Annotated in this window: 15 protein-coding genes; all 15 read right to left on the bottom strand. The window is 57.9% G+C overall.

Annotation, left to right across the window (positions count from 1 at the left end; genetic code table 11):
- Nucleotides 1-12: 12 nt before the first annotated feature.
- Complete coding sequence (locus tag GT003_RS04325) at nt 13-1,509, bottom strand: response regulator transcription factor (RefSeq protein ID WP_161694823.1); 1,497 nt, start codon at nt 1,507-1,509, stop codon at nt 13-15.
- The gene (locus GT003_RS04320) at nt 1,506-3,245 is read right to left on the bottom strand and encodes a cache domain-containing sensor histidine kinase (RefSeq protein ID WP_161694821.1); all 1,740 of its coding nucleotides are present in this window, start codon (nt 3,243-3,245) and stop codon (nt 1,506-1,508) included. Before GT003_RS04320 ends, GT003_RS04325 begins: the two co-directional genes overlap by 4 nt.
- An 11-nt stretch (nt 3,246-3,256) precedes the next feature.
- Complete coding sequence (locus GT003_RS04315; RefSeq protein ID WP_161694819.1) at nt 3,257-4,075, bottom strand: carbohydrate ABC transporter permease; 819 nt, start codon at nt 4,073-4,075, stop codon at nt 3,257-3,259.
- Nucleotides 4,075-5,016 carry a carbohydrate ABC transporter permease gene (locus tag GT003_RS04310; RefSeq protein WP_161694817.1) on the bottom strand — a complete coding sequence of 314 codons (942 nt, stop codon included), beginning with the start codon at nt 5,014-5,016 and terminating at the stop codon, nt 4,075-4,077. Before GT003_RS04310 ends, GT003_RS04315 begins: the two co-directional genes overlap by 1 nt.
- 69 nt (nt 5,017-5,085) lie before the next feature.
- A complete protein-coding gene (locus GT003_RS04305; RefSeq protein ID WP_161694815.1) occupies nt 5,086-6,438 on the bottom strand; it encodes an ABC transporter substrate-binding protein in 1,353 nt (450 codons plus the stop codon).
- Nucleotides 6,439-6,684: 246 nt separating this feature from the next.
- Nucleotides 6,685-7,434, bottom strand: coding sequence for an alpha/beta hydrolase family protein (locus GT003_RS04300; RefSeq protein ID WP_161694813.1), 750 nt, complete (start codon nt 7,432-7,434; stop codon nt 6,685-6,687).
- Nucleotides 7,435-7,634: 200 nt separating this feature from the next.
- Nucleotides 7,635-9,479, bottom strand: coding sequence for a ribosomal protection-like ABC-F family protein (gene abc-f / locus GT003_RS04295; RefSeq protein ID WP_161694811.1), 1,845 nt, complete (start codon nt 9,477-9,479; stop codon nt 7,635-7,637).
- A gap of 658 nt (nt 9,480-10,137) precedes the next feature.
- Entirely contained in the window at nt 10,138-10,413 is a 276-nt protein-coding gene (locus GT003_RS04290; protein ID WP_161694809.1) for a YqkE family protein, read from the bottom strand.
- A 68-nt stretch (nt 10,414-10,481) separates the two neighbouring features.
- Nucleotides 10,482-11,507, bottom strand: a complete 1,026-nt coding sequence (locus tag GT003_RS04285) for a HoxN/HupN/NixA family nickel/cobalt transporter (RefSeq protein WP_161694807.1) — start codon at nt 11,505-11,507, stop codon at nt 10,482-10,484.
- Between the two features lie 242 nt (nt 11,508-11,749).
- Entirely contained in the window at nt 11,750-13,180 is a 1,431-nt protein-coding gene (locus GT003_RS04280; RefSeq protein WP_161694805.1) for a sulfatase-like hydrolase/transferase, read from the bottom strand.
- A gap of 19 nt (nt 13,181-13,199) precedes the next feature.
- Complete coding sequence (locus GT003_RS32980) at nt 13,200-14,081, bottom strand: helix-turn-helix domain-containing protein (RefSeq protein WP_161694803.1); 882 nt, start codon at nt 14,079-14,081, stop codon at nt 13,200-13,202.
- A gap of 58 nt (nt 14,082-14,139) precedes the next feature.
- Nucleotides 14,140-15,564: a sulfatase family protein gene (locus GT003_RS04270; protein ID WP_161694801.1), complete on the bottom strand. Its 1,425-nt coding sequence runs from the start codon at nt 15,562-15,564 to the stop codon at nt 14,140-14,142.
- A gap of 1 nt (nt 15,565) precedes the next feature.
- On the bottom strand, nt 15,566-16,126 hold the full coding sequence (gene cysC, locus GT003_RS04265) for an adenylyl-sulfate kinase (protein WP_161694799.1): 561 nt from the start codon (nt 16,124-16,126) through the stop codon (nt 15,566-15,568).
- A gap of 31 nt (nt 16,127-16,157) precedes the next feature.
- Nucleotides 16,158-17,156 (bottom strand): Gfo/Idh/MocA family protein, encoded by a 999-nt coding sequence (locus GT003_RS04260; RefSeq protein ID WP_161694797.1) that lies wholly within the window; start codon nt 17,154-17,156, stop codon nt 16,158-16,160.
- Nucleotides 17,149-18,588, bottom strand: a complete 1,440-nt coding sequence (locus GT003_RS04255) for a sulfatase family protein (protein WP_161694795.1) — start codon at nt 18,586-18,588, stop codon at nt 17,149-17,151. The genes GT003_RS04260 and GT003_RS04255 overlap by 8 nt, the downstream gene beginning before the upstream one ends.
- Nucleotides 18,589-18,607: the final 19 nt, after the last annotated feature.

Raw genomic sequence — 18,607 nt, 5'->3', positions numbered from 1 at the left:
GCTGCCACTGTCCTAGACCGATTTTCGATAATCGGACGGATACTTCCCGAACGTCTCCGTGAACAGCTTCGTGAAATGCCGCGTACTGAAGTACCCCACCGCTTCGGCGATTTGTTTGATCGACAGGCGGGTTCCGAGCAGCAGCTCCTCCGCCTTCCCCATCCGCAGCCGCGTTAAGTATTTCATGAACGTCATGCCGGTCTTCTTATGAAACAGCGTGCTCAGATAACTGGGCGTCACATTCAGCAGATCGGCGATTTGACCGATGGCGACTTCCTCGGCATAATGGCGGTCGATATATTGAAGCATCTGCGAGACGGCGTCGCTTTGCGCGATGTCCTTCGATTGGAGCTGGCGCAGCATCCGCTCGCCGTACGAGCGAAGCTCCTGCGCGACGGCATCCGCTCCGCTCCGATCGGAGAGCCGAATCCCCGGCGCGGCATGCCCGATGTACAGGAACAACGAACGCCTCTCGCCTTCCGTCGCCGTTCGCTCCCAGTTCTTGATAGCCGCCTCCAGCTCCAAGGCCGTATTCTGAAAGTTTAAATACCGCCCCTCGTGCAAATATTCGAACGCTGCCGTAAGCTTCCGGCCCAGGGTCAGCAGCTCCTGCCTGCCCGCCAAAGACTGCAGGCCGCCATACTCGATCACGCCGCCGAATCCGCAGAAGAACCGCAGCTCGCGCAGCTGCTGCAGCCCCGCCAGCCGCGCATTAAGCTCCTTGAATCCGCGGCATTCCCCCGTTGCGAGCACGGTGACCGATTCCTCCTGCGAGCTTGCTTTCCGGGCTTCCCGCAGCACGTCTTCGAAGAAGCCGGCAACCTGCCGCCTCCCCTCGCAGCCGATGCTGACGTTCCATGCTCCGACCGCGGCCAACTCGCCTCCCGGCAGCGTGACGATCGCCAGATGGATGCCGCAGTTCAGATGCCTGTCGGTGCATGCCGTCAACTGCCGGTAGAATGCGGCATGCGCCTCGGCACGCGCCGGTCCTCCCGCCGGCCGGTCCTGCTCGAAGACAGCCCCCATGAAGCTGCCCTGGTGGAATACGCCTTCCCGATCCTCCTGACGAACCGCAATCAAACCATGCAGCAGCGCCGTTAAATTGCTGCCGAACCGCTCGTTGTGAAGCAGGAGCATCTCTCTGCTATCCTTGTAGGTCGCATAGAGCGCTCGTTCCAACTCGTCGGGACTGACCGGCTTGAGCAAATATTCCGACGCGCCGAGCTTCACGGCTTCCTGCGCATACTGAAAATCGGAATATCCGGTCAGGATCAACCATTTCGTCATCGGCGACAAGACCTTGCCCCGCCGGATCGCTTCCAGCCCGTTCAGGCCCGGCATATGGATGTCGACGATGGCTACGTTCGGCTGCTGTTCCACGAGAAGCTCGAGCAAGTCTTCGCCGTTCGTTGCTTCGCCCGCGACCGTCCATGCCGCGTCCATCTCGCTGACCATGCTGCGAATCGCGTACCGGACTAAATTTTCGTCATCGGCTATGACCAGCTTCATGCGAGATCCACATCCTTCAACGGAATTTGTATGACGGCCTCCGTCCCTTGTCCCGGCACCGAGCGCATCGAAAAGGACGCATGCTCGAAGGCCAGCTTCAGCCGTTCGCGAACGTTCGTCACGCCTACGCCGCTGCGGCCGGTTCCGGGATCGAAGCCGATGCCGTTGTCCGATACCGTGATGATCAGGCGATCGTCATCCCTTCCAAAATCATTCGAGCGCGCGACATGCGCTTCAATGCGCAGCAGGCAGGACGACTTGCAAGGCTCGATGCCATGAATGACCGCGTTCTCGACGAGCGGCTGAAGCAGCAGCTTCGGTATGAGCATGGGATAAACTTCCGGGGAGAAATCGATCTCGAATTCCATTTTGTCCGTGAACCGCAGCTGCTGCAGCTCGCAGTATTTCTCCACGAACTCCATCTCGTCCTTCAGGCTGGCGCGTTCGTTCTTGTCCAGCGTATAACGGAGCATGCCGCCGAGAGACAGGATCGCCCGTTCCAGCAGCGCGCTCTGGCCCGACCGGTTCAAGCCGATGAAGCCGTTCAGCGTGTTGTACAAAAAATGCGGCTGAATCTGCGATTGCAGCGCGTGATACTCCGCGTTCCGCTGTCCGAGCACCGCGCGGTACTCGCGATCGATCAGCTCGCCGAGCCGGCTGATCATCGTATTCAAGCTCGTTCCCAGCTGCGCGACCTCGTCGTTTCCCTTTACGGGGTAGAACGCCCCCATATCGCCTCGCTGCACCCGCTTCATCGTTTGGATCATCCGCTTGAACGGCGTGACCATCCAATGGGAGACGGTCGTGTACAGAATGAGCGCGACGACCAGGCCGCCTGCGGCAAACCAGATTCCGATGTCATAGACGCGATCGAGCTGCCGGCGCACGGCCGTTTCCGGGAACATGACATAGATGCCCCACTGCGATCTCGCGATCGTTTTGCTCACGACATGATAGTCGTCTCCGGGCGCATGGACGTAACCGGCACCCGAAGCTAATTGCGCGCGAAGCCCGCTCACGGCGGGACCGCTCGCATAGATCAGCTTTCCGTTATCGTCCAATATCGCGGCCAATGCGCCATTAGATAGACCGATCCCGTCGATCATGCGCTCGATGGCGACCGTGTCCGCATCCGCCATGATGACGCCGAGCGGGCGCCTCGAATCGGGGTCCTTGATGAGCCGGGCGACGGAGAAGACGTTCGCCCGCGCGCCGTTCAAGTAGTTCTGGTCGTGCACGCTAATGAACGCCACGTCGCCGTCCGCTCGCAAGGCCTTAATGTACCAGTCCTGCTTCGTGAACGGAAAGCGATCCACCGCCCCGGTCAAGTTGCTGGACGAAGAGACGTAGACGGAGCCGTCCATCGGCAGCAGGATCGTGCCCAGAATATCTTTGCGGGTATTCCGCAGCGCGTTCGGAAGCGTGGTCGACAAGGTCTGCCCCGCCTCGAATTGCTCGAAAGGCGTCAAGAGGTTCCAGCCGTAGGTGGATTTCAGCTTCATGGCGCGCATGACGTCGTCATAGAAATACGGGGTGACCGTCATTCGGTCGAGGTCGTCGAGATAGGTCTCGATATGCGACGTAAGAGCAGCTAAAGTCCCCGCCATTAGCGAGGACTGCTGCTCTTTGATGGATTTGACGTAATAGGCGGGGAGCTCCACGACGATGAGAACAATCGGAAGAATGATGGTGAGAAGAAACAGCAGCGTCAGCTTGAGCCGAATGGATTGTCTCATGGATCACTTCCCTATCCTTTGATGGCGCCGGAGGCAAGACCGGAGATGAAGTACCGCTGCAGGAACAAGTACAGGACGATCATCGGCAGCGCGCCCATGAGCGAGCCCGCGGCCACCCATCCGATATTGCTGTTGTATTGGCCGAAGAACGAGGCGAGCGCGACCGTGATCGTCCGCGTATGCGGATGCTGCAGGAAGAAGACCGAGAATTGATAATCGTTCCATACGGCGACGCCGGTCAAGATGATGACCGTTGCCGTAATCGGCTTCAAGAGCGGCAGCAAGATCCGATAAAACAGCTCGAACCGTCCGGCGCCGTCGATCATCGCGGCCTCGTCGAGCTCCCGCGGGATCGTGCTGATGAAGCCGGTGTACAGGAAGATGGTCATCGGCAGGTTGAACGTCACGAACAAGAGAATAATGCCCCAGTATTGATTCATGCCGCCGATGTCGACCATGAATTTATAGAGCGGCACGAGAATCGTGAGCGGCGGCACGATCAGCGCGGACACGAACACCGCGTAGACGAATTGGTTCCAGCGCGTCTGGTAGCGGGCGAGCGGATACGCGGCGATGGAACCGATGATGATGATCAGCACGACGGAGACCGCCGTTACGATGAGGTTGCTGCGGAACGCCGACATCATGTTCGCTTCGCGCCAGGCGCTGGAGAAATTGTCGAGGAACAGATACCCCGGCATGACCCATTTGGAGCTCAAGTCATCCGCCGCTTTGAACGAAGTCGTCAGCAGAATATAAAATGGGAGGATATGGATCAGGCAAATAACGAGCGACAAGGAGGTCAGCCACGCCGACCGTTTATTTCTCATTACGCGTGAACCTCCCTTCTGCGCAGCAAGTACAAGGCGAAGATGCTGACGACGGAAATCATGACGAACATCAGAATGCCGATCGTGGCCGCATAGCCCGCGTCTTCCCTGCCGAAATACAGCAGGTACATGATGGACGACATGGAGGCCGAAGCATAGCCGGGGCCGCTGTTCGTCATCGCGACGATGACGTCGAACAGCTTCAGGCCGCCGATCAGATTCAGCACCATGCTGACCGTGAGCGACGGGGCGATGAGCGGCCACGTTATATGCCGGAACCTGCTGAGGGCCGTGGCGCCGTCGATCGTCGCCGCTTCGTAATAATCCTTCGGAATCGTCTGCAGGCCGGCCAGGAACAGCACCATCGCGATACCGAGGTATTGGTACGTATTGACGAAGGTGATGATCCAGCTGTTCCAATCCTTGTCTCCAAGCAGATTGGACGGTTCGTCCTGGAACAGCAGCAGGATATCGTTAATGGCGCCGCCGTCGTATTGGAAGAAGAAATACCAGATATACCCCATGATCAGCGAGCTGATGATGACGGGCAGGTAGATAACCGTTCGTACGACGCCGCGCGTTCGAATATTCATATTCAGGAACAGCGCGTAGGCCAGACCGATCAAATTCTGAAGGAAGGCGCTGCCTACGCCGTAGATAATCGTATTTCGAATGACGCGGCCCATGTCGGGGTCGTTGAAGAAGCGCTTATAATTCGAACCGCCGATCCATTTGTAATCCTGGTTGTAGCCGTCCCAGTTCGTGAACGAGATTTGGACGCCCTTGACGAACGGATAGAAAATGAACACCGCGAACAGCAGCAGCGCCGGTACATAGAGCAGATTGAGCCATGCGGTGCTGCGCTTCCGCTTCCGGGCAGGTCCCTGCAGCGGCGCGGCGGCGCGGTCCGTGCTGCGAACGATTGTCGTTGTTCTCGCCATGCGCTCTCCTCCCAGCCTAAGTTGGTATGACGGGACGGAAAGAGCGGCGCCCTTCCCGTCCCGGCCTGACTATTGATTGCGGAGACGGTCGTATTCCTGCTTCATCTTGTCGGAGAACTGCTCCGGCGAGACGTCGCCCGCGACGAGCGCCGTGCCCGTCTTGCACATGACGTCCCACATGCCGTTCGGCAGATAGACGCGGTCGAAGTAAGGGAATACGCGCACAGCGCTGAATTGCTCGTAATACTTCGTGAATTCATGCTCGGACGTAATGTCCTTGAGGCCGGGCGGCAGCTTCGTGGCATTGGCGATCTTGGACATGTTCTCTGGCTTGGAGAAGAACGCGATCAGCTTCTTCGACTCCTCCAGATGCTTGCCGTCCTTCCAGGCGCCCATCGTATAGCGTTCGCCGCCGGAGAACGTCTGCGAATCGCCGTCGACCATCGAGGTGAGCGGCATGATGCCGATCTTCACGTCCTTGTTCACCTTATACACTTCGTCCGCGAATGAGGGAGCGCCGAAGACGAAGGCGATCTTCCCTTGCGCGAAGCGCTGCGGCATATCGGTGTATTTCGCGGTCAGGACGTCTTTGTTGATGTAGCCCTTCTTCTGCATGTCGAGCAGCTTCTGGGCAAGCGGCGTCCATTTCTTCCAATCGAACGAGCCGTCCAGCAGCGTCGCCGCATCGTTCGCGGACGGACTGATGTATTGCGAGGTCGCGTATAGATCAAGGAAGCCGCCGATCATGCCGTTGTCGATGCCCGACATGAAGAAAGGCGTCACGTCCCCGTTGCTTTCCGTTTTCAATTTGTCGGCTGCTTCCATCAGTTCGGCGAACGTGGATGGCGGCGTAATGCCGTACTTCTCGAGCAGGCCGGCATTATAGGAGATTCCGTCCTTCGCCTCGCTGAGCACGAGCGCTTCGACTTTGCCGCTCTTGTTCGTGACCACGGGTTTAATCGTATCGGTCAGATTGGGCGCCCAAGTCTCGTCCTTCAGGTCAGCCAAATATTTGTCGTAACGGATGACGGCCCAGCCATGCGTGTCGAACACGTCGGGAAGATCGTTCGCGGCCATCTTGACCTTCAAAATATTCTCGTACTCCGCGCCGGGGAACTGGAATTCGACTTGAATGTTCGGATTTTCCTTCGTAAAGTCGGCGGCGATCGATTTCATCATATCCTGGTTCTTCAATTCTCCGATCGTGCTGTATACCGTAAGACGGACCTTCTCGCCGTTGTCCGGCTTGGGCGCATTTGCCGTATCGTCGGTCTTCGGCGCATTGCCGCTGCCGTCCTCGTTGGAAGCCGCATTGCCTCCGGAATTGTTGTTGGCGCTGCCTCCGGAACGCTCCGAGCAGCCGACAAGCGCTGTCGAGACGATGAGCGAAAGCGCGATCATGGTAAACCAAGACTTCCTCATCCCTGAAACCCTCCCCTTTTCGTTTGGATTGAATCGTTTGGATTGGAATGGCGTTTCCGATTCCATACCTTCATCCTAGCACTGCTGACAGCGCTTTCAAATGACCCGATTCTGCTCGACGCGCGCTCATTTCTTTACCCCATGCTCCCAATGATTCGTCCGAAGGGCGGCGTTTTCCTTCTCCGTTCAGCGCGCAATGGTTTCTTTAGGAAAACTTAAAGAGCCGCAGCGCGAAGGCTGCGGCCCCTATAGGAATCGCGAAGCGCCCATGCAGAGCTCCCTCGCGATCCGTTCCCAGATCGTATCGGTAATCATCCCGAGATTAGAGCCCCGTTCCGGATGAACGAAAGGATCTTCCTTGCGGAAATAATGCTTATGGCCGCCGATCATCGGAACCGGAATAATATGTTTCGGCGCGTATTTGGAACGGTTCCAGAACGGCAGTCCCCTGCGGCTGAGGCTGAATCCTCCCCAGCTTCCGAGGCTGGTTACGAAATCCGTGCAGTCGCCCTTCTCGTCGACCGAGACGACGAAATGCACTTTATCCGCATGCTGCCCGTGGATCGGCAGCTTCGGCGAACCGATCTGGATGACGCGCCAATCCGGGATGATGCCTCCCCTGCTGAGCATGACCGCCGCCTGATAGGCCGCTACGCCTCCGCCGCTGTGACCGATGAACAAGACCGGCCTGCCGGAAGACAGTTTCCGAATCTGCTTCGCGACCGTTTTCGCTCCGGATTGCGCGGATTTGGGCAGCCGCGATATATCCCTTCGCACCTTAAGGAGCTGCATATAAAAATTGCGCGTATGGTCGCCGTAAGGAAAAAGTTCGCGAATGCGCGGGAAGAAGCCGGATTCCGCATAGCGGCGCTGAAGCTCCTTCATGCATTCGGCGAAGATCGTGCGCGACGATCCGACGCCTGCCAACAAATAAATATCCCAATCGAATGTCCCTTCGGCTTCTGCCGCAGTGGCTGCTGTCAACTCGATCTGCATACGGCCAACACCGCCTTTCTTGCGCCGAATGCTCCGCCGGCGTCCCCCTCTGCTAGTATGCGGCAGAGAATGCGCCGACATTCACGTTTGCAAACGGTTGCTACATCGTATTCGCGATGCAGCGCGTCCGTTTACAATTTCTTCAAAATCGGGCCAAGCATTTGTTCGGATTAAGGCGAAAAACGGCTGCGTCTTCAATGCTAGTTCAGCGTCTTCTTCTTCGCGATTTCGCCTTTCAGCTCTTCGTCGATCGCCGCATATCTTGCGTCCGTTGGCTTAACCAGGCTCAATTCGCCGATGAGATAAGCAATTCGCGTCGTCACGAGCAGCAGTTCTTCTTCCCGCTGCCGCTTCTGCTCGCGTTTGCCCGCTTTCGACCCTTCTGCGTTCGCGGCATTCTCCTGCGGACGTGGACGATTAGCTCCGCCGTCGTCCTCATCTCCGTCTTTATGAACGACTTCGCGATCGTCATCATCGTTGTCTGCCGCCTGCTTCAACGCGTAATCCCGGAACCCGTTCTCCCAGCGGCGCACGGTACCGTCTTCGATGACGAGCAGCTTATCGCAGAGCTTCTCGATCAAGTACCGGTCATGCGACACGATAATCAGCGTCCCTGCGTACGATTCGAGCGTCTGCTCGAGCTGTTCGCGGCTGGCCAGGTCCAAATGATTCGTCGGTTCGTCCAGGATGAGCACGTCCTGCTCCTGCAGGATCAGCTGAGCCAGCTTGATTCGGGTTCGTTCGCCGAGACTCAGCTGCCGGATCGGCTTCCCGAGCATCGGCTCGTCGAAGCCCATGTTCGCAAGCAGCGTCCTGGCTTTGCCGATGTCGTCCCTCAGCTCGAACGTCAGCTGCAGCAGTTCCAGCGCGGATTGATCCTCCCGCAGATCCGATACGTCCTGCGTCAGATAAGCGATTCGCGCCGTCGGACTGATCCACAGTACGCCGTCATCCGCAGCTTGCCGATGCATGAGCATCTCGAGCAAGGTCGTCTTGCCTGCGCCGTTCGGCCCGATGAGCCCCACTTTCTCGCCCCGCTGGACGTAGAAGGAGCTGTCGCGGAACAGCTGCCTGGCTCCATATCGCTTGCCGATCCGGGAAGCTTCGACGATTCGGCGTCCCCGTTTGCCTGGATGATCCCAACCGAACGCGACCTTTGCCTCTTCCTTCGGCTTCTTCACGCCTTCGACGTCGATTTTCTCCAGCCGGTGGATGCGCGATTTGATTTGTTTATCCATGCTCTTGGCCTTGCTGCGGTAGAATTCCTTCATGCCCCCTTTCGTGGCGGCCGTCTTGATGGAATCCCGGTGAGCCTTGTCGGACCAATTCTTGAGCCGATTGATCTCGGCTTCGATCTTCCGCTCGTACTTATGCCGTTCCTCGTAATGGCGAAGCTGACTGGCGTAGCGGCGAGCTTTCTCCTCCCGGTAATACGTATAGTTGCCCGGGTAATCGACCGAGCTGCCGTCCTGAAGCTCGACGATCCGGTCAACCGCCTCATCCAGGAAATAGCGATCGTGGGAGATGATGATCGTCGTGCCTCCGAAGCTCCGAAGCTCGCCGATCAGCCAGTCGACGCCTTGATAATCCAGATGGTTCGTCGGTTCGTCGAGCAACAGGATATCCGGTTTCGACGCCCAGATATGCGCGATAGCGAGCTTCGTGCGCTCCCCGCCGCTGAGTCCCGCGAAGCGGGATTCTTCCCACTCCTTCACGCCCCGCAGGCCGAGACGGCTCGATACTTCCAGGAAACGCCGTTGATCTCCCTCCGATTGCTCCGACTTCATCAGGCCGCTAAAGGCATGCACGGAGTAAGAAGTCGATTGGCGCAGATATCCGATGCGAAGTCCCGCCGCATGATAAGTCAAGGCGCCGCCGTCCGGCTGCGCGGAACCGAAGATCAGCTCGGCGAGCGTCGTCTTGCCTGCGCCGTTCATGCCGACGAGGCCGATCCGTTCGCCACCGGCGATATCCATATTGATGTTCTCCAGAACGGTAAGATCGCCGAACTGTTTTTTCACGTTTCGTATCGTAAGCAATGTCATATTCATCACCACTCCAATTTGTAGTTAACTAATCGACAAGGGCGATGATAATCGAATACGATGCAGCGCATTGCCTGGCCGGGCGGCCGGTCGAAGATCGACCGTATGGTGATATCCTAACCGCGCAGCGCAGCAAAAAGAGCCGCAGGCAGTGCCCGCGGCTCGCAAATGAACGAAATTGGGTAGACGACAATACGACTGCTTCGACAAAACGACGGTTCGCCAATGAGTACGGCAAACAGCGGCTTAGCGAGCGAACGCTTCATAAGCGCTCTGGCAGCGGGAGTATTCTCATCCAGACACACGTAACCAATTCCGCTTCGCGCACAGGCAAAGCATCTCTGTTCGTCCTATTCGAAAATCATGAACGAAAGGGAATTAAGTCCACATGATGTCTAAATGGATACCTCCAATACTTTCAATTGGCCTCATTATAACACAGGGTCGCCTTGAAAAAGCAAGGGCCAATTGTCTCGATGTCGATTTCGAAGCCGATTCCGTTGCTGCAATCCTCGTCGCTGCAGCTGCGCCGGCGGCTGCAAATGCCGCATGGACAAGCATGCAAAAAAGCCCCATTCCGCGTTCGGAATAGGGCTCTTATGGCGTTTAATGGACCGTCATCCCCGATAGCGGAATCAGTCAACCCACTCATCGGTTCTTAGCTCTTATTCGACTTCCAATCCATTTTGCTGTTGTTCAGCAAATATTCGAAATCATTGTCCAGCCGCTTCTGTTCCGCCTTGCGGGCGTCCTCTTCCTGCTTCCGGAGGTCTTCCTTGCGCTTCTCTTCCGCGGATTTCAGATCCTGTGCCGCTGCTTTCAGCTTATCCAGCACGTCTGGACGCAGCAGATCCTTGAGCGTAGCCGCTTTCTCTTCCTTCGGCTGCGCGCTCGATGGAGCCGCCGCTCCGCGCTGTCTGTCTTTCTTTGCCATACGATCACCTCGATTAGAATGTCATCATTATAGCAAGCGCACCCCCGCGTGCCAAGCATGAGCCTCCGTCAACCGGATAATTCGGTCCGTTCGTCGATTTTCATCGTCTTCCAGATTAAGAACGAGATCAACCATGCGGCAACGAACAAGCCGACGAGAATATACCCGAGATCTCCCAGCTCTACCCCGTTCACCCACTGAATGGCTGGCCCTGTCCAATGCAGCCGCTCGGACATGATCTGGATCAGTTCCACGGCGCCGATCAGCAGCGCGGAGACGACGGACACCGTCGTGACGGTGACGTTATAATACATTTTCCGGAGCGGCGTATGGAACGCCCATCGGTAGGCCTTCGTCATGAACATGCCATCGGCCGTATCGAGCAAGCTCATGCCTGCGGCGAACAGGAGCGGCAGCGAGAGAATGCCGAGAACCGATACCGAGCTCTTCGCGGCTCCGGCGGACAGCGCGAGAAGCCCGACCTCCGTTGCCGTGTCGAATCCGAGCCCGAAGAGGAAGCCGAGCGGATACACGTGCCAGCTGCGATTGATGAAGCGGAACAACGGCTTGAACAAGCGCGCGAACAAGCCTCTCGCTTCCAGCAGCCGATCCAGCTCTTCGTCGCTGTGCCCTCCTGCCCGCATCCGTCGGAAGATTTGGAACAGATTGACGAGAATGATCAAATTCAAGATGCCGATCAAGATCAAAAAGACGCCGGATACCGAAGTGCCGATCAGACTGCCGGTTTCCTGCAGCGCGGGCATCTCGGTTTGGATCCATTTCACGGAGCAGGCGATGGCGAGCACCATCAGAAAGACGACGGAAGAATGGCCGAGCGAGAAATAGAAACCGACGCCGAGCGGACTGCGCTTCTGCTGCACGAGCTTGCGCACCGTATTGTCGATGGCTGCGATATGGTCCACGTCGAAGGCATGCCGCATGCCAAGCGTATACGCCAGCACGCCCAAGCTCCAGAAGGCCATGTCGTTCCTGGCAGCGGCAATAAGGCCGATTAAGCCCAGTACGTGAAGGAGGAGCACGACGATTACATATCCCGACCAAGATTTCCTGCTTGTCCACAGCTGTCTGAGCATGGCAGTCCCCTACTTTCCGTGTTATATAAGCTAACATATGCCAGTTCATTATATAAGCAACGTTTGGAAAAAGCTAGACGTGATGTCCAATCCGCGGATTCGCAGTGCCCCCTCACCATGTAAAAAAGCCGCCTGTTCAAGGCGGCCTTCATGCATAAAGAATTGCGTTCGCGTCGTGCGACTCGGCTTCGCCAGCAAATGGCGGCGGATCGCGCAGCGTCGACCGTTCAGGCCCTTTCGCCTTACAGCCGCGTATCGCTTATGCCGCCTGCCAGCAGCTGGCGCTTCGTCCATTCGTTCGCTACTGCCGGGTCCCTATCCTGCCGTAATTGCGCATATAATCGCTTGCGAAGCTCTTTCGTTCGTTCCGCGTGCTCCGGCTGTCCGATCAAATTGTCCAGCTCGGCAGGATCGTTCTCCATATCGTACAGCTCGTCCAGATCCGTTAGATTCCACACGTATTTCCAAGCCGACGTGCGAATCATGCGCTGCGTGAACAAGCCGAATTGCTGGCCGTTGTACGAAGCAACGACAGAATCGCGCCACTCCGCTTCGTCATCCGGAGTCTTCGCAGCGCCGTCAAGCAGCGGAAGCAGCGACTTTCCGTGAAACCGATCTGCATTGGCTTCGATCCCGGCCAGTTCAAGGACGGTCGGACCCATATCCAGCAAATTGTAGACCATTTGCGAGGATACCGCGCCAGCTGCCTTCCGCATATGCTCCGGCAATCGAATCATGAGCGGCACATGCACCACATCGTCGTAGAGAATATAGTGCTTATCCATCATCCGATGGGAGCCGCACATATCGCCATGGTCCGCCGTGAAGATAACGACCGTATCCGCTGCGGCTCCGGTCCTCTCCAGCGCTTCCAGCACCCGGCCGATCGCTTCGTCCAGCTGGCTGATGATGCCGTAGTAGCGGGCGACGACAGGCGCCCAGTCCTTCCACCCGTAGTCCTGAATGCCCCAGCTGTACAGCTGCTGCTGCTGGATATACGGCTTGTTCCGGAACGTCTCGCGGAAGCCGTCCCATTCCGGGACTTCCGCAGGATCGTACATATCCGCGAAGCGTCCCGCCGGCCGGCACGGCAGATGCGGCTCCGAGAAATGCAGCGCCATATGCCAAGGTCCCCCGCCGGCATTCAGCTTCTCCATCGACTCGATCGCGCGCGCGGCAAACCAATGCGTCTCCGAATCTTCCACCGGTATCGGATTCCTCTCGCCCATGAAGCCGTTCGTATACGCGACCTCCGGGTAACGGCTCTTCCGGAATGCCGAATAGTCTCCTTCGCCGATATACGATTCGAAGCCGAATGCGGTCGGGTCATGCTCCGGATTAACGCCCCATTTGCCGAGGAAGGCGGATTTGTAACCATGCTGCGCGAGCTCCGTCGTCCATGTGTACTTGTCCGGCGTCAGGTAACCGACCGGCAGGAACGCGTTATAATTCCACAGCGCCCCGAACGTCTCCGGCCGCTGGCCGTGCAGCAGCGACTGCCTTGCCGGACAGCAGACCGGAATATGAGAATAGGCTTGCGAGAACAAGAAACCTTGTTCCGCAAGCCGGTCCAGATGAGGCGTATGCACGGGATATTTGCCGCTGCTGCCGATACAGTCGTAGCGCAGCTGATCGGCGGTGATGAGCAGGATATTGGGCTTTCGATCGCTCACTGACACAGGTCCCCTTTCTTTAGCCCGTTGAACGGAATTGGCTGGGCGAGCACCCGACATGGCGCACGAACAGGCGATTGAAGAACGACTGATCCTCGTAACCGACCATCGTGGCCACGACGATCACCTTCTCGTCCGTCTCCAGCAGCAGATGCTTCGCCCGCTCGATGCGCACTTCGTGGAGCGCCTCGAAGACGCTGCGGTCGTATTCTTCGCGCATGAGGCGATTGAGCTGCCGGATGCTGGAGTTGAACAGCGTCGACAACGATTGCAGCGTGATCTTCTTCTCGTAATTCCGCTCCAGGTAGCCGTAAATCCGCCTAGCCGTCAGCTCGCGGTCCAACTGCCGCGGCGAAGGATGCGAACGCTGCTGCTGCATGAGCGTGTAGTAACGCGAGAGCAGGATGAGCAGCTCGATGAGCTGCAGCCGAATAATCGTCTTATGCCCGGACGGGCGGACATTGATCTCGCGAATCATGCTCTCGAGCAGCGTCAGCACATGCGATGCGTCCTGTCCATGCAGATTCAAATGGTGATTGAACCGCATGTCATGCGTCAGGAAAGGATGCACGTAGAAGTAATCCATCGAATCCGTGATTTCCAGCTCGGCCAGCAGCGCGTCCGGGATGAACGAAGGCATGAACAAGCAGTTGACGATCTCCATCTGACCGCCCGGCTCCACCTCGTACGCATGCGTCTCCCCCGGGTTGATGATGAAGACGTCGCCGGCTTGAAGCTCGTAGCGCGACCCTTGGAACAGATGGTAGCCGCTGCCTCGAACGACGTAGACCAGCTCCACGAATTCATGGCCGTGCTCGTTGATGTTGCCTTGGCTCGTGCGGGTAATCCAGAACGGAAATTCCGATTTCATGTAATTGTTGCTGGTCAGAATGTCTCTCATGCGCGTCCACCCCTGATTTGAATCTGACTAGCGGTACCGCCTCCAACGCGAATTTCGGTTAATGACTTTGTACATCCGATGTGGCCTTGTCGAAAATCTTGCGGTCCGGATTGCGCTGCCACTGCTCCCACGTGAGTCCTGCAGCGTTCAATATCTGTTCGATGCGCCTGCGGAACGGCAAGCCCCTGCGGGCCAGCTGCTCCTTCATCGGATCGGGATCGCCGTCCAGCTTCTCCGCCACGAACGCGTTCAATTGGCCTTCCAGCGCATCCGCGATATCCGGCCGCAACTCGGCCAGGTTGACCGTTTCGAGCGGATCCGAGGCCAGATCGTACAGTTCGCGGGGCGGTCTGCGGAACGGACCGGAATCGTACGTGACGATCAGCTTGTAGCGATCGTTCCGTATGGCGCGCGCGGCCTGCCAGGCGCATTCGCTCAAGTAAAGCGTCTCCCGGGTGCCGTCGGCCCGACCCTCGATCGCTTTCCATAAGCTTCGGCCATCCAAGCCTGCCGGATCGGCAAGCTTGCCGGTCGCGATTCCATCCGGCGCTTCGCGTCTGACGGCTTCGAGCAGCGTCGGCAGGATATCGGCCTGCTGAACCAGTCCCGGTACTCTTCTTCCGGCAGGCAGGCGCCCAGGCCACCGCAGGATAAGCGGCACATGGACCGTCGGCTCGTATAGACCGCAGTGATCCCAGTAAATGTCATGCTCCGTCAGGCTCTCGCCATGATCGCCGAACAGCACAAGAAGCGTCTCTTCCTGGATGCCCAGCTTCGCCAAATGATCGTCGAGCTCCTTCAAGCGATCGTCCAAATAACGAATCTCGGCATCGTAAAGCGCATCGTAATAGTCCGTGTCGGTCACCTGGCCGACCAGATCGTAATGATGGTGCTTGAAGAACGGATACGCCGTATGGTTATAAGCCGGCTCCATGCTCTTGTTCGCAGGGTCGAACGGATCTTTCGCCGCATCGTAAAATTCGGGAACGTACGAGTCCGGCGGCAAATACGGCGTATGCGCATCCCAGTAATGCAGGAACAGGAAGAACGATTCGTCCTTATGCTGTTCGATCCAGGGAAACGCCATGTCGTTGATCTTGCTGCCGTCGATCCAGCGGTTGCCGCCGACGGTGTTGAGGTAATAGTTATACCCGCGCGCGAACCATTCCTTGAGCTGGTAGAGATTGTCGACCGCTCCCGTCGTGAACCCCGCGCTGCGCAGCAGGTTCGGCAGCCATTCCACCGATTTCGGCAGGTTCGTCAAATCGGAGCCGTGGGAGACGACGCCCGTGGTGAGACCGATTTTGCCCGTGAAGACGCCCGTGTGGGCTACCTCCGTCGGAATGTCCGCCGCGTAGGCGCGCTCGAACAGCACGCCGTCCCGCGCGATCTGGTCCATATGCGGACTGGTCCGCTTCCCGTATCCGTAACCGCTTAGCCTGGATGCCCGGAGCGTATCGAGCGAGATCAGAATGATTTTCATCCTAGATCGCATCCTTCCCGGGCATATGGTGGAAGCGGTGGATCTTCTGGTCCAGGTACGTCAAGACGGCCTGCACGTTCTCTTCAAGCGAAGCGGCGGCCGAATCCAGCGTGACCGCCGGCTGCAGCGGTTCCTCGTACGGATCCGAGATGCCGGTGAAATTTTTGATCTCCCCGGATCGCGCTTTCGCGTACAAGCCTTTGACATCCCTCATCTCGCATACATGCAGCGGACAATGGACGAAAATTTCAACGCAGCCCGGAATTTGTTGTTTCGCATATTCCCGCATTGCCCGGTACGGACTAATGGCTGAGATCAGCACGTCGACGCCGTTGCGTGACAGCAGATTGGCGATATAGGCAATCCGTCTCACGTTCTCGAAACGGTCTTCCATGCTGAAGCCGAGCCCTTTGCAGATGACGGTCCGCAGCTCGTCGCCGTCAAGAAGTTCCACGCGGCGCCCTCGCTCGCGCAGCTTCTGAAGGACGGCAGTCGCCGTCGTCGTCTTGCCGGCGCCCGACAAGCCGGTGAACCAAAGTACCGAGCCCTGACTGTTGTTCATTATGATTTCTCCTCCATCTCCCGCAGCATCCCTACGAAGGGACTGTAACCGGAGCTCCCCCGGACCGATGCGACTGAATGGCCGCCTCGATCACTTCCTGGGCTGCCAGCGCGTCCGCTCCCGATGCGGTAATCTCTTCTGGTTTCACGCCGTTTTTGAGCTCTTCGATAAATTTGCCGATCCGCTGCCCGAACGTATCGTCGAACCCGTTCATCCCTCCGAAGATCGAATTGCGCACGACCGTAAGCTCGTCGGAGTGATGCGGATAATACGTCATGTTCTCATATACATTATCTACGACGAGCCGGCCTTGATGTCCTGCGACCTCGCAATATTCGATGGGATGACGCATCGACATATCGTAGCTGCCGGTCAGATGGCCGACCGCGCCGGATGCGAATTCCATGTTAACCGATACCGTCGACCATGACGTACGGCCGGGCCCTTTGGTCATGAACGCCTGCACCCGTTTGATGTCGCCCGCGAAATACCGCATGACGTCAATGGAATGCGGATGCAGCGCGCGCATATGCAGCCATTCCGTATCCTCCTGCGGATTCTGGATCGTGAGCCGCATATTGAGGAAGAGCAGATCGCCGAGCTTGCCACCGTCGACAAGCTCCTTCGCCCGGTACGCCGCAGGCGTAAACCTGTGGTTGAGGTTGCAGGCAAGCACAAGGTTCTTCTCCCGCGCGAACGCAACCATCCGCCGCGCTTCCTCGATGTTGTTCGAGATCGGCTTCTCGACGAATACCGCCTTGCCCGCTTCCAGCGCGATCATGACCGGCTCGTAGTGATGGCTGCCCTTCTCAACGCCGGCCGTCGCCACGATGACCGCATCGACGTTCTCGCTGGCCAGCAGCTCCCGCAGATCCGCGTAAGCGGGGACGCCGTGCAGGCGCCCCGCCGCTTCCGCCCGCTCGGGCATCAGATCGCATACCGCGACAAGCTCCGTGTCGGGATTGCGTTTATAAGCCAGGCAGTGAATCTTGCCGATATTGTTGACGCCGACGACCGCAACCCTAATCATTGCCGACCGTTTCTTTCTCTTGCTCCGCTTCCTGCTCCTTCGCTTTGTCCTTCGCCTGCAGCGAGCGGGCGTTGACGATGGAACCGATATAAAGCGAATTATAAGCATCCTCCGACGATTCGAAGAATCGGTTCTGGCCGTTCCAGTTCGTGTTCGTATAGATCGGATTCGTCCGGTTCACTTGGCCTTCGCGCTTGGCGATGTAGTCCAGCATGCGGCCGCGCAGCAATTCCACGACGCCCGGCTCTTGCTCGGCCAAGTTGACGTTCTCTTCCGGATCGCGGATCAAGTTGTACAGCTCGATCTCCGGCTTGCCGTGGAAATCCGGCTCCAGCGCGACGATGAGCTTCCACTCCGGCGTGCGCCAGCCATGCTTGCGCATCCAGGTGCATTCCGTGATGTACAGCTCGGTCTTCTCATCCGACGGTTGGGATTGACCGTTCATGAACGGCACCAGATTGCGTCCGTCGAACGATTGGCCGTTGTCGATATCCAGCAGGCTGAGCACGGTCGGCATGATGTCGGCGATGACGCTGACGCTCTCGACGCGCTTGCCGGCAGGGACGCGGCCCGGGAATTTGAAGATCAGCGGCACGACGAGCGTATTGTCGTACAGGCCGTGGTGATCGAAGAAGCAATCATGCTCGTAGAGCGTCTCGCCGTGATCCGCCGTGATGACGATCAGCGTCTCGTCCTCGATGCCCATGTCCGCCAGCTTGGTGAAGATCGTCTGCATGCAGATGTCCATATACGCCACGGAGCCGTCGTACTGCGCGGTCACGTATTCTTGGTCGGTTACTTCTTCCCCGATCCAGGACTTCAAGAAATCGCCGAACGGCCTGAAATTATAGACCGGCTCCATCGATGTATTGGACGGATCCTTCTCGTCCTTGCCGTAGAACATCCGGTCGAAAGGCTGCGGAGGCAAGTACGGCGAATGCGGGTCCATATGGCGCAGGAACAGGAAGAACGGCTTATCGTCCGCGGCGAGCCTCTCCAGCTCGGGAACGGCAACGTCGTTCAAATTCTCCGCTTTCGGCGTTCTGCCCGTCTTCTCGTCCGGCAGCCACGATTCGAAATTCAGATACGTCTGGAAGCCGCGGGACGACGGGTTGCCCGTGAAGCCCACGCAAGTCGTGTTATAGCCGTTTTCCTCGAGCACTTCGGGCAGCGTCTTCACGTGGCTGCCGAGCGGACCTTCGTGGCGCAGCGCCACGACATCGGTTCCGAACACGTCATGGCCGGTCAGCATGGACGCGTACGCGGGCGTCGTCGGAATGCTCGGGCTGAAATGCTGTTCGAACAGCACGCCTTCGGAGGCGAGTCGATCGATATAAGGCGTCGTCAGCTTGCCGTAGCCGTAACCGCTCATATGGTCGCGGCGCAGGCTGTCGATGCCGAACAAAATCAAATTCGGTTTTTTGGCGGACATGGAAGTTCCTCCTTGGCGG

Source organism: Paenibacillus sacheonensis, from assembly GCF_009909195.1.
Lineage (GTDB): Bacteria > Bacillota > Bacilli > Paenibacillales > Paenibacillaceae > Paenibacillus_Z > Paenibacillus_Z sacheonensis.
Note: the sequence above shows the minus strand (reverse complement) of the source record. Positions and strands in the feature narration are given on the sequence as shown.

Coding starts and splice junctions, on each gene's coding strand:
- GT003_RS04325 (WP_161694823.1), bottom strand. CDS start 1,509: ATGAAGCTGGTCATAGCCGATGACGAAAATTTAGTCCGGTACGCGATT.
- GT003_RS04320 (WP_161694821.1), bottom strand. CDS start 3,245: ATGAGACAATCCATTCGGCTCAAGCTGACGCTGCTGTTTCTTCTCACC.
- GT003_RS04315 (WP_161694819.1), bottom strand. CDS start 4,075: ATGAGAAATAAACGGTCGGCGTGGCTGACCTCCTTGTCGCTCGTTATT.
- GT003_RS04310 (WP_161694817.1), bottom strand. CDS start 5,016: ATGGCGAGAACAACGACAATCGTTCGCAGCACGGACCGCGCCGCCGCG.
- GT003_RS04305 (WP_161694815.1), bottom strand. CDS start 6,438: ATGAGGAAGTCTTGGTTTACCATGATCGCGCTTTCGCTCATCGTCTCG.
- GT003_RS04300 (WP_161694813.1), bottom strand. CDS start 7,434: ATGCAGATCGAGTTGACAGCAGCCACTGCGGCAGAAGCCGAAGGGACA.
- abc-f (WP_161694811.1), bottom strand. CDS start 9,479: ATGACATTGCTTACGATACGAAACGTGAAAAAACAGTTCGGCGATCTT.
- GT003_RS04290 (WP_161694809.1), bottom strand. CDS start 10,413: ATGGCAAAGAAAGACAGACAGCGCGGAGCGGCGGCTCCATCGAGCGCG.
- GT003_RS04285 (WP_161694807.1), bottom strand. CDS start 11,507: ATGCTCAGACAGCTGTGGACAAGCAGGAAATCTTGGTCGGGATATGTA.
- GT003_RS32980 (WP_161694803.1), bottom strand. CDS start 14,081: ATGAGAGACATTCTGACCAGCAACAATTACATGAAATCGGAATTTCCG.
- GT003_RS04270 (WP_161694801.1), bottom strand. CDS start 15,564: ATGAAAATCATTCTGATCTCGCTCGATACGCTCCGGGCATCCAGGCTA.
- cysC (WP_161694799.1), bottom strand. CDS start 16,126: ATGAACAACAGTCAGGGCTCGGTACTTTGGTTCACCGGCTTGTCGGGC.
- GT003_RS04260 (WP_161694797.1), bottom strand. CDS start 17,156: ATGATTAGGGTTGCGGTCGTCGGCGTCAACAATATCGGCAAGATTCAC.
- GT003_RS04255 (WP_161694795.1), bottom strand. CDS start 18,588: ATGTCCGCCAAAAAACCGAATTTGATTTTGTTCGGCATCGACAGCCTG.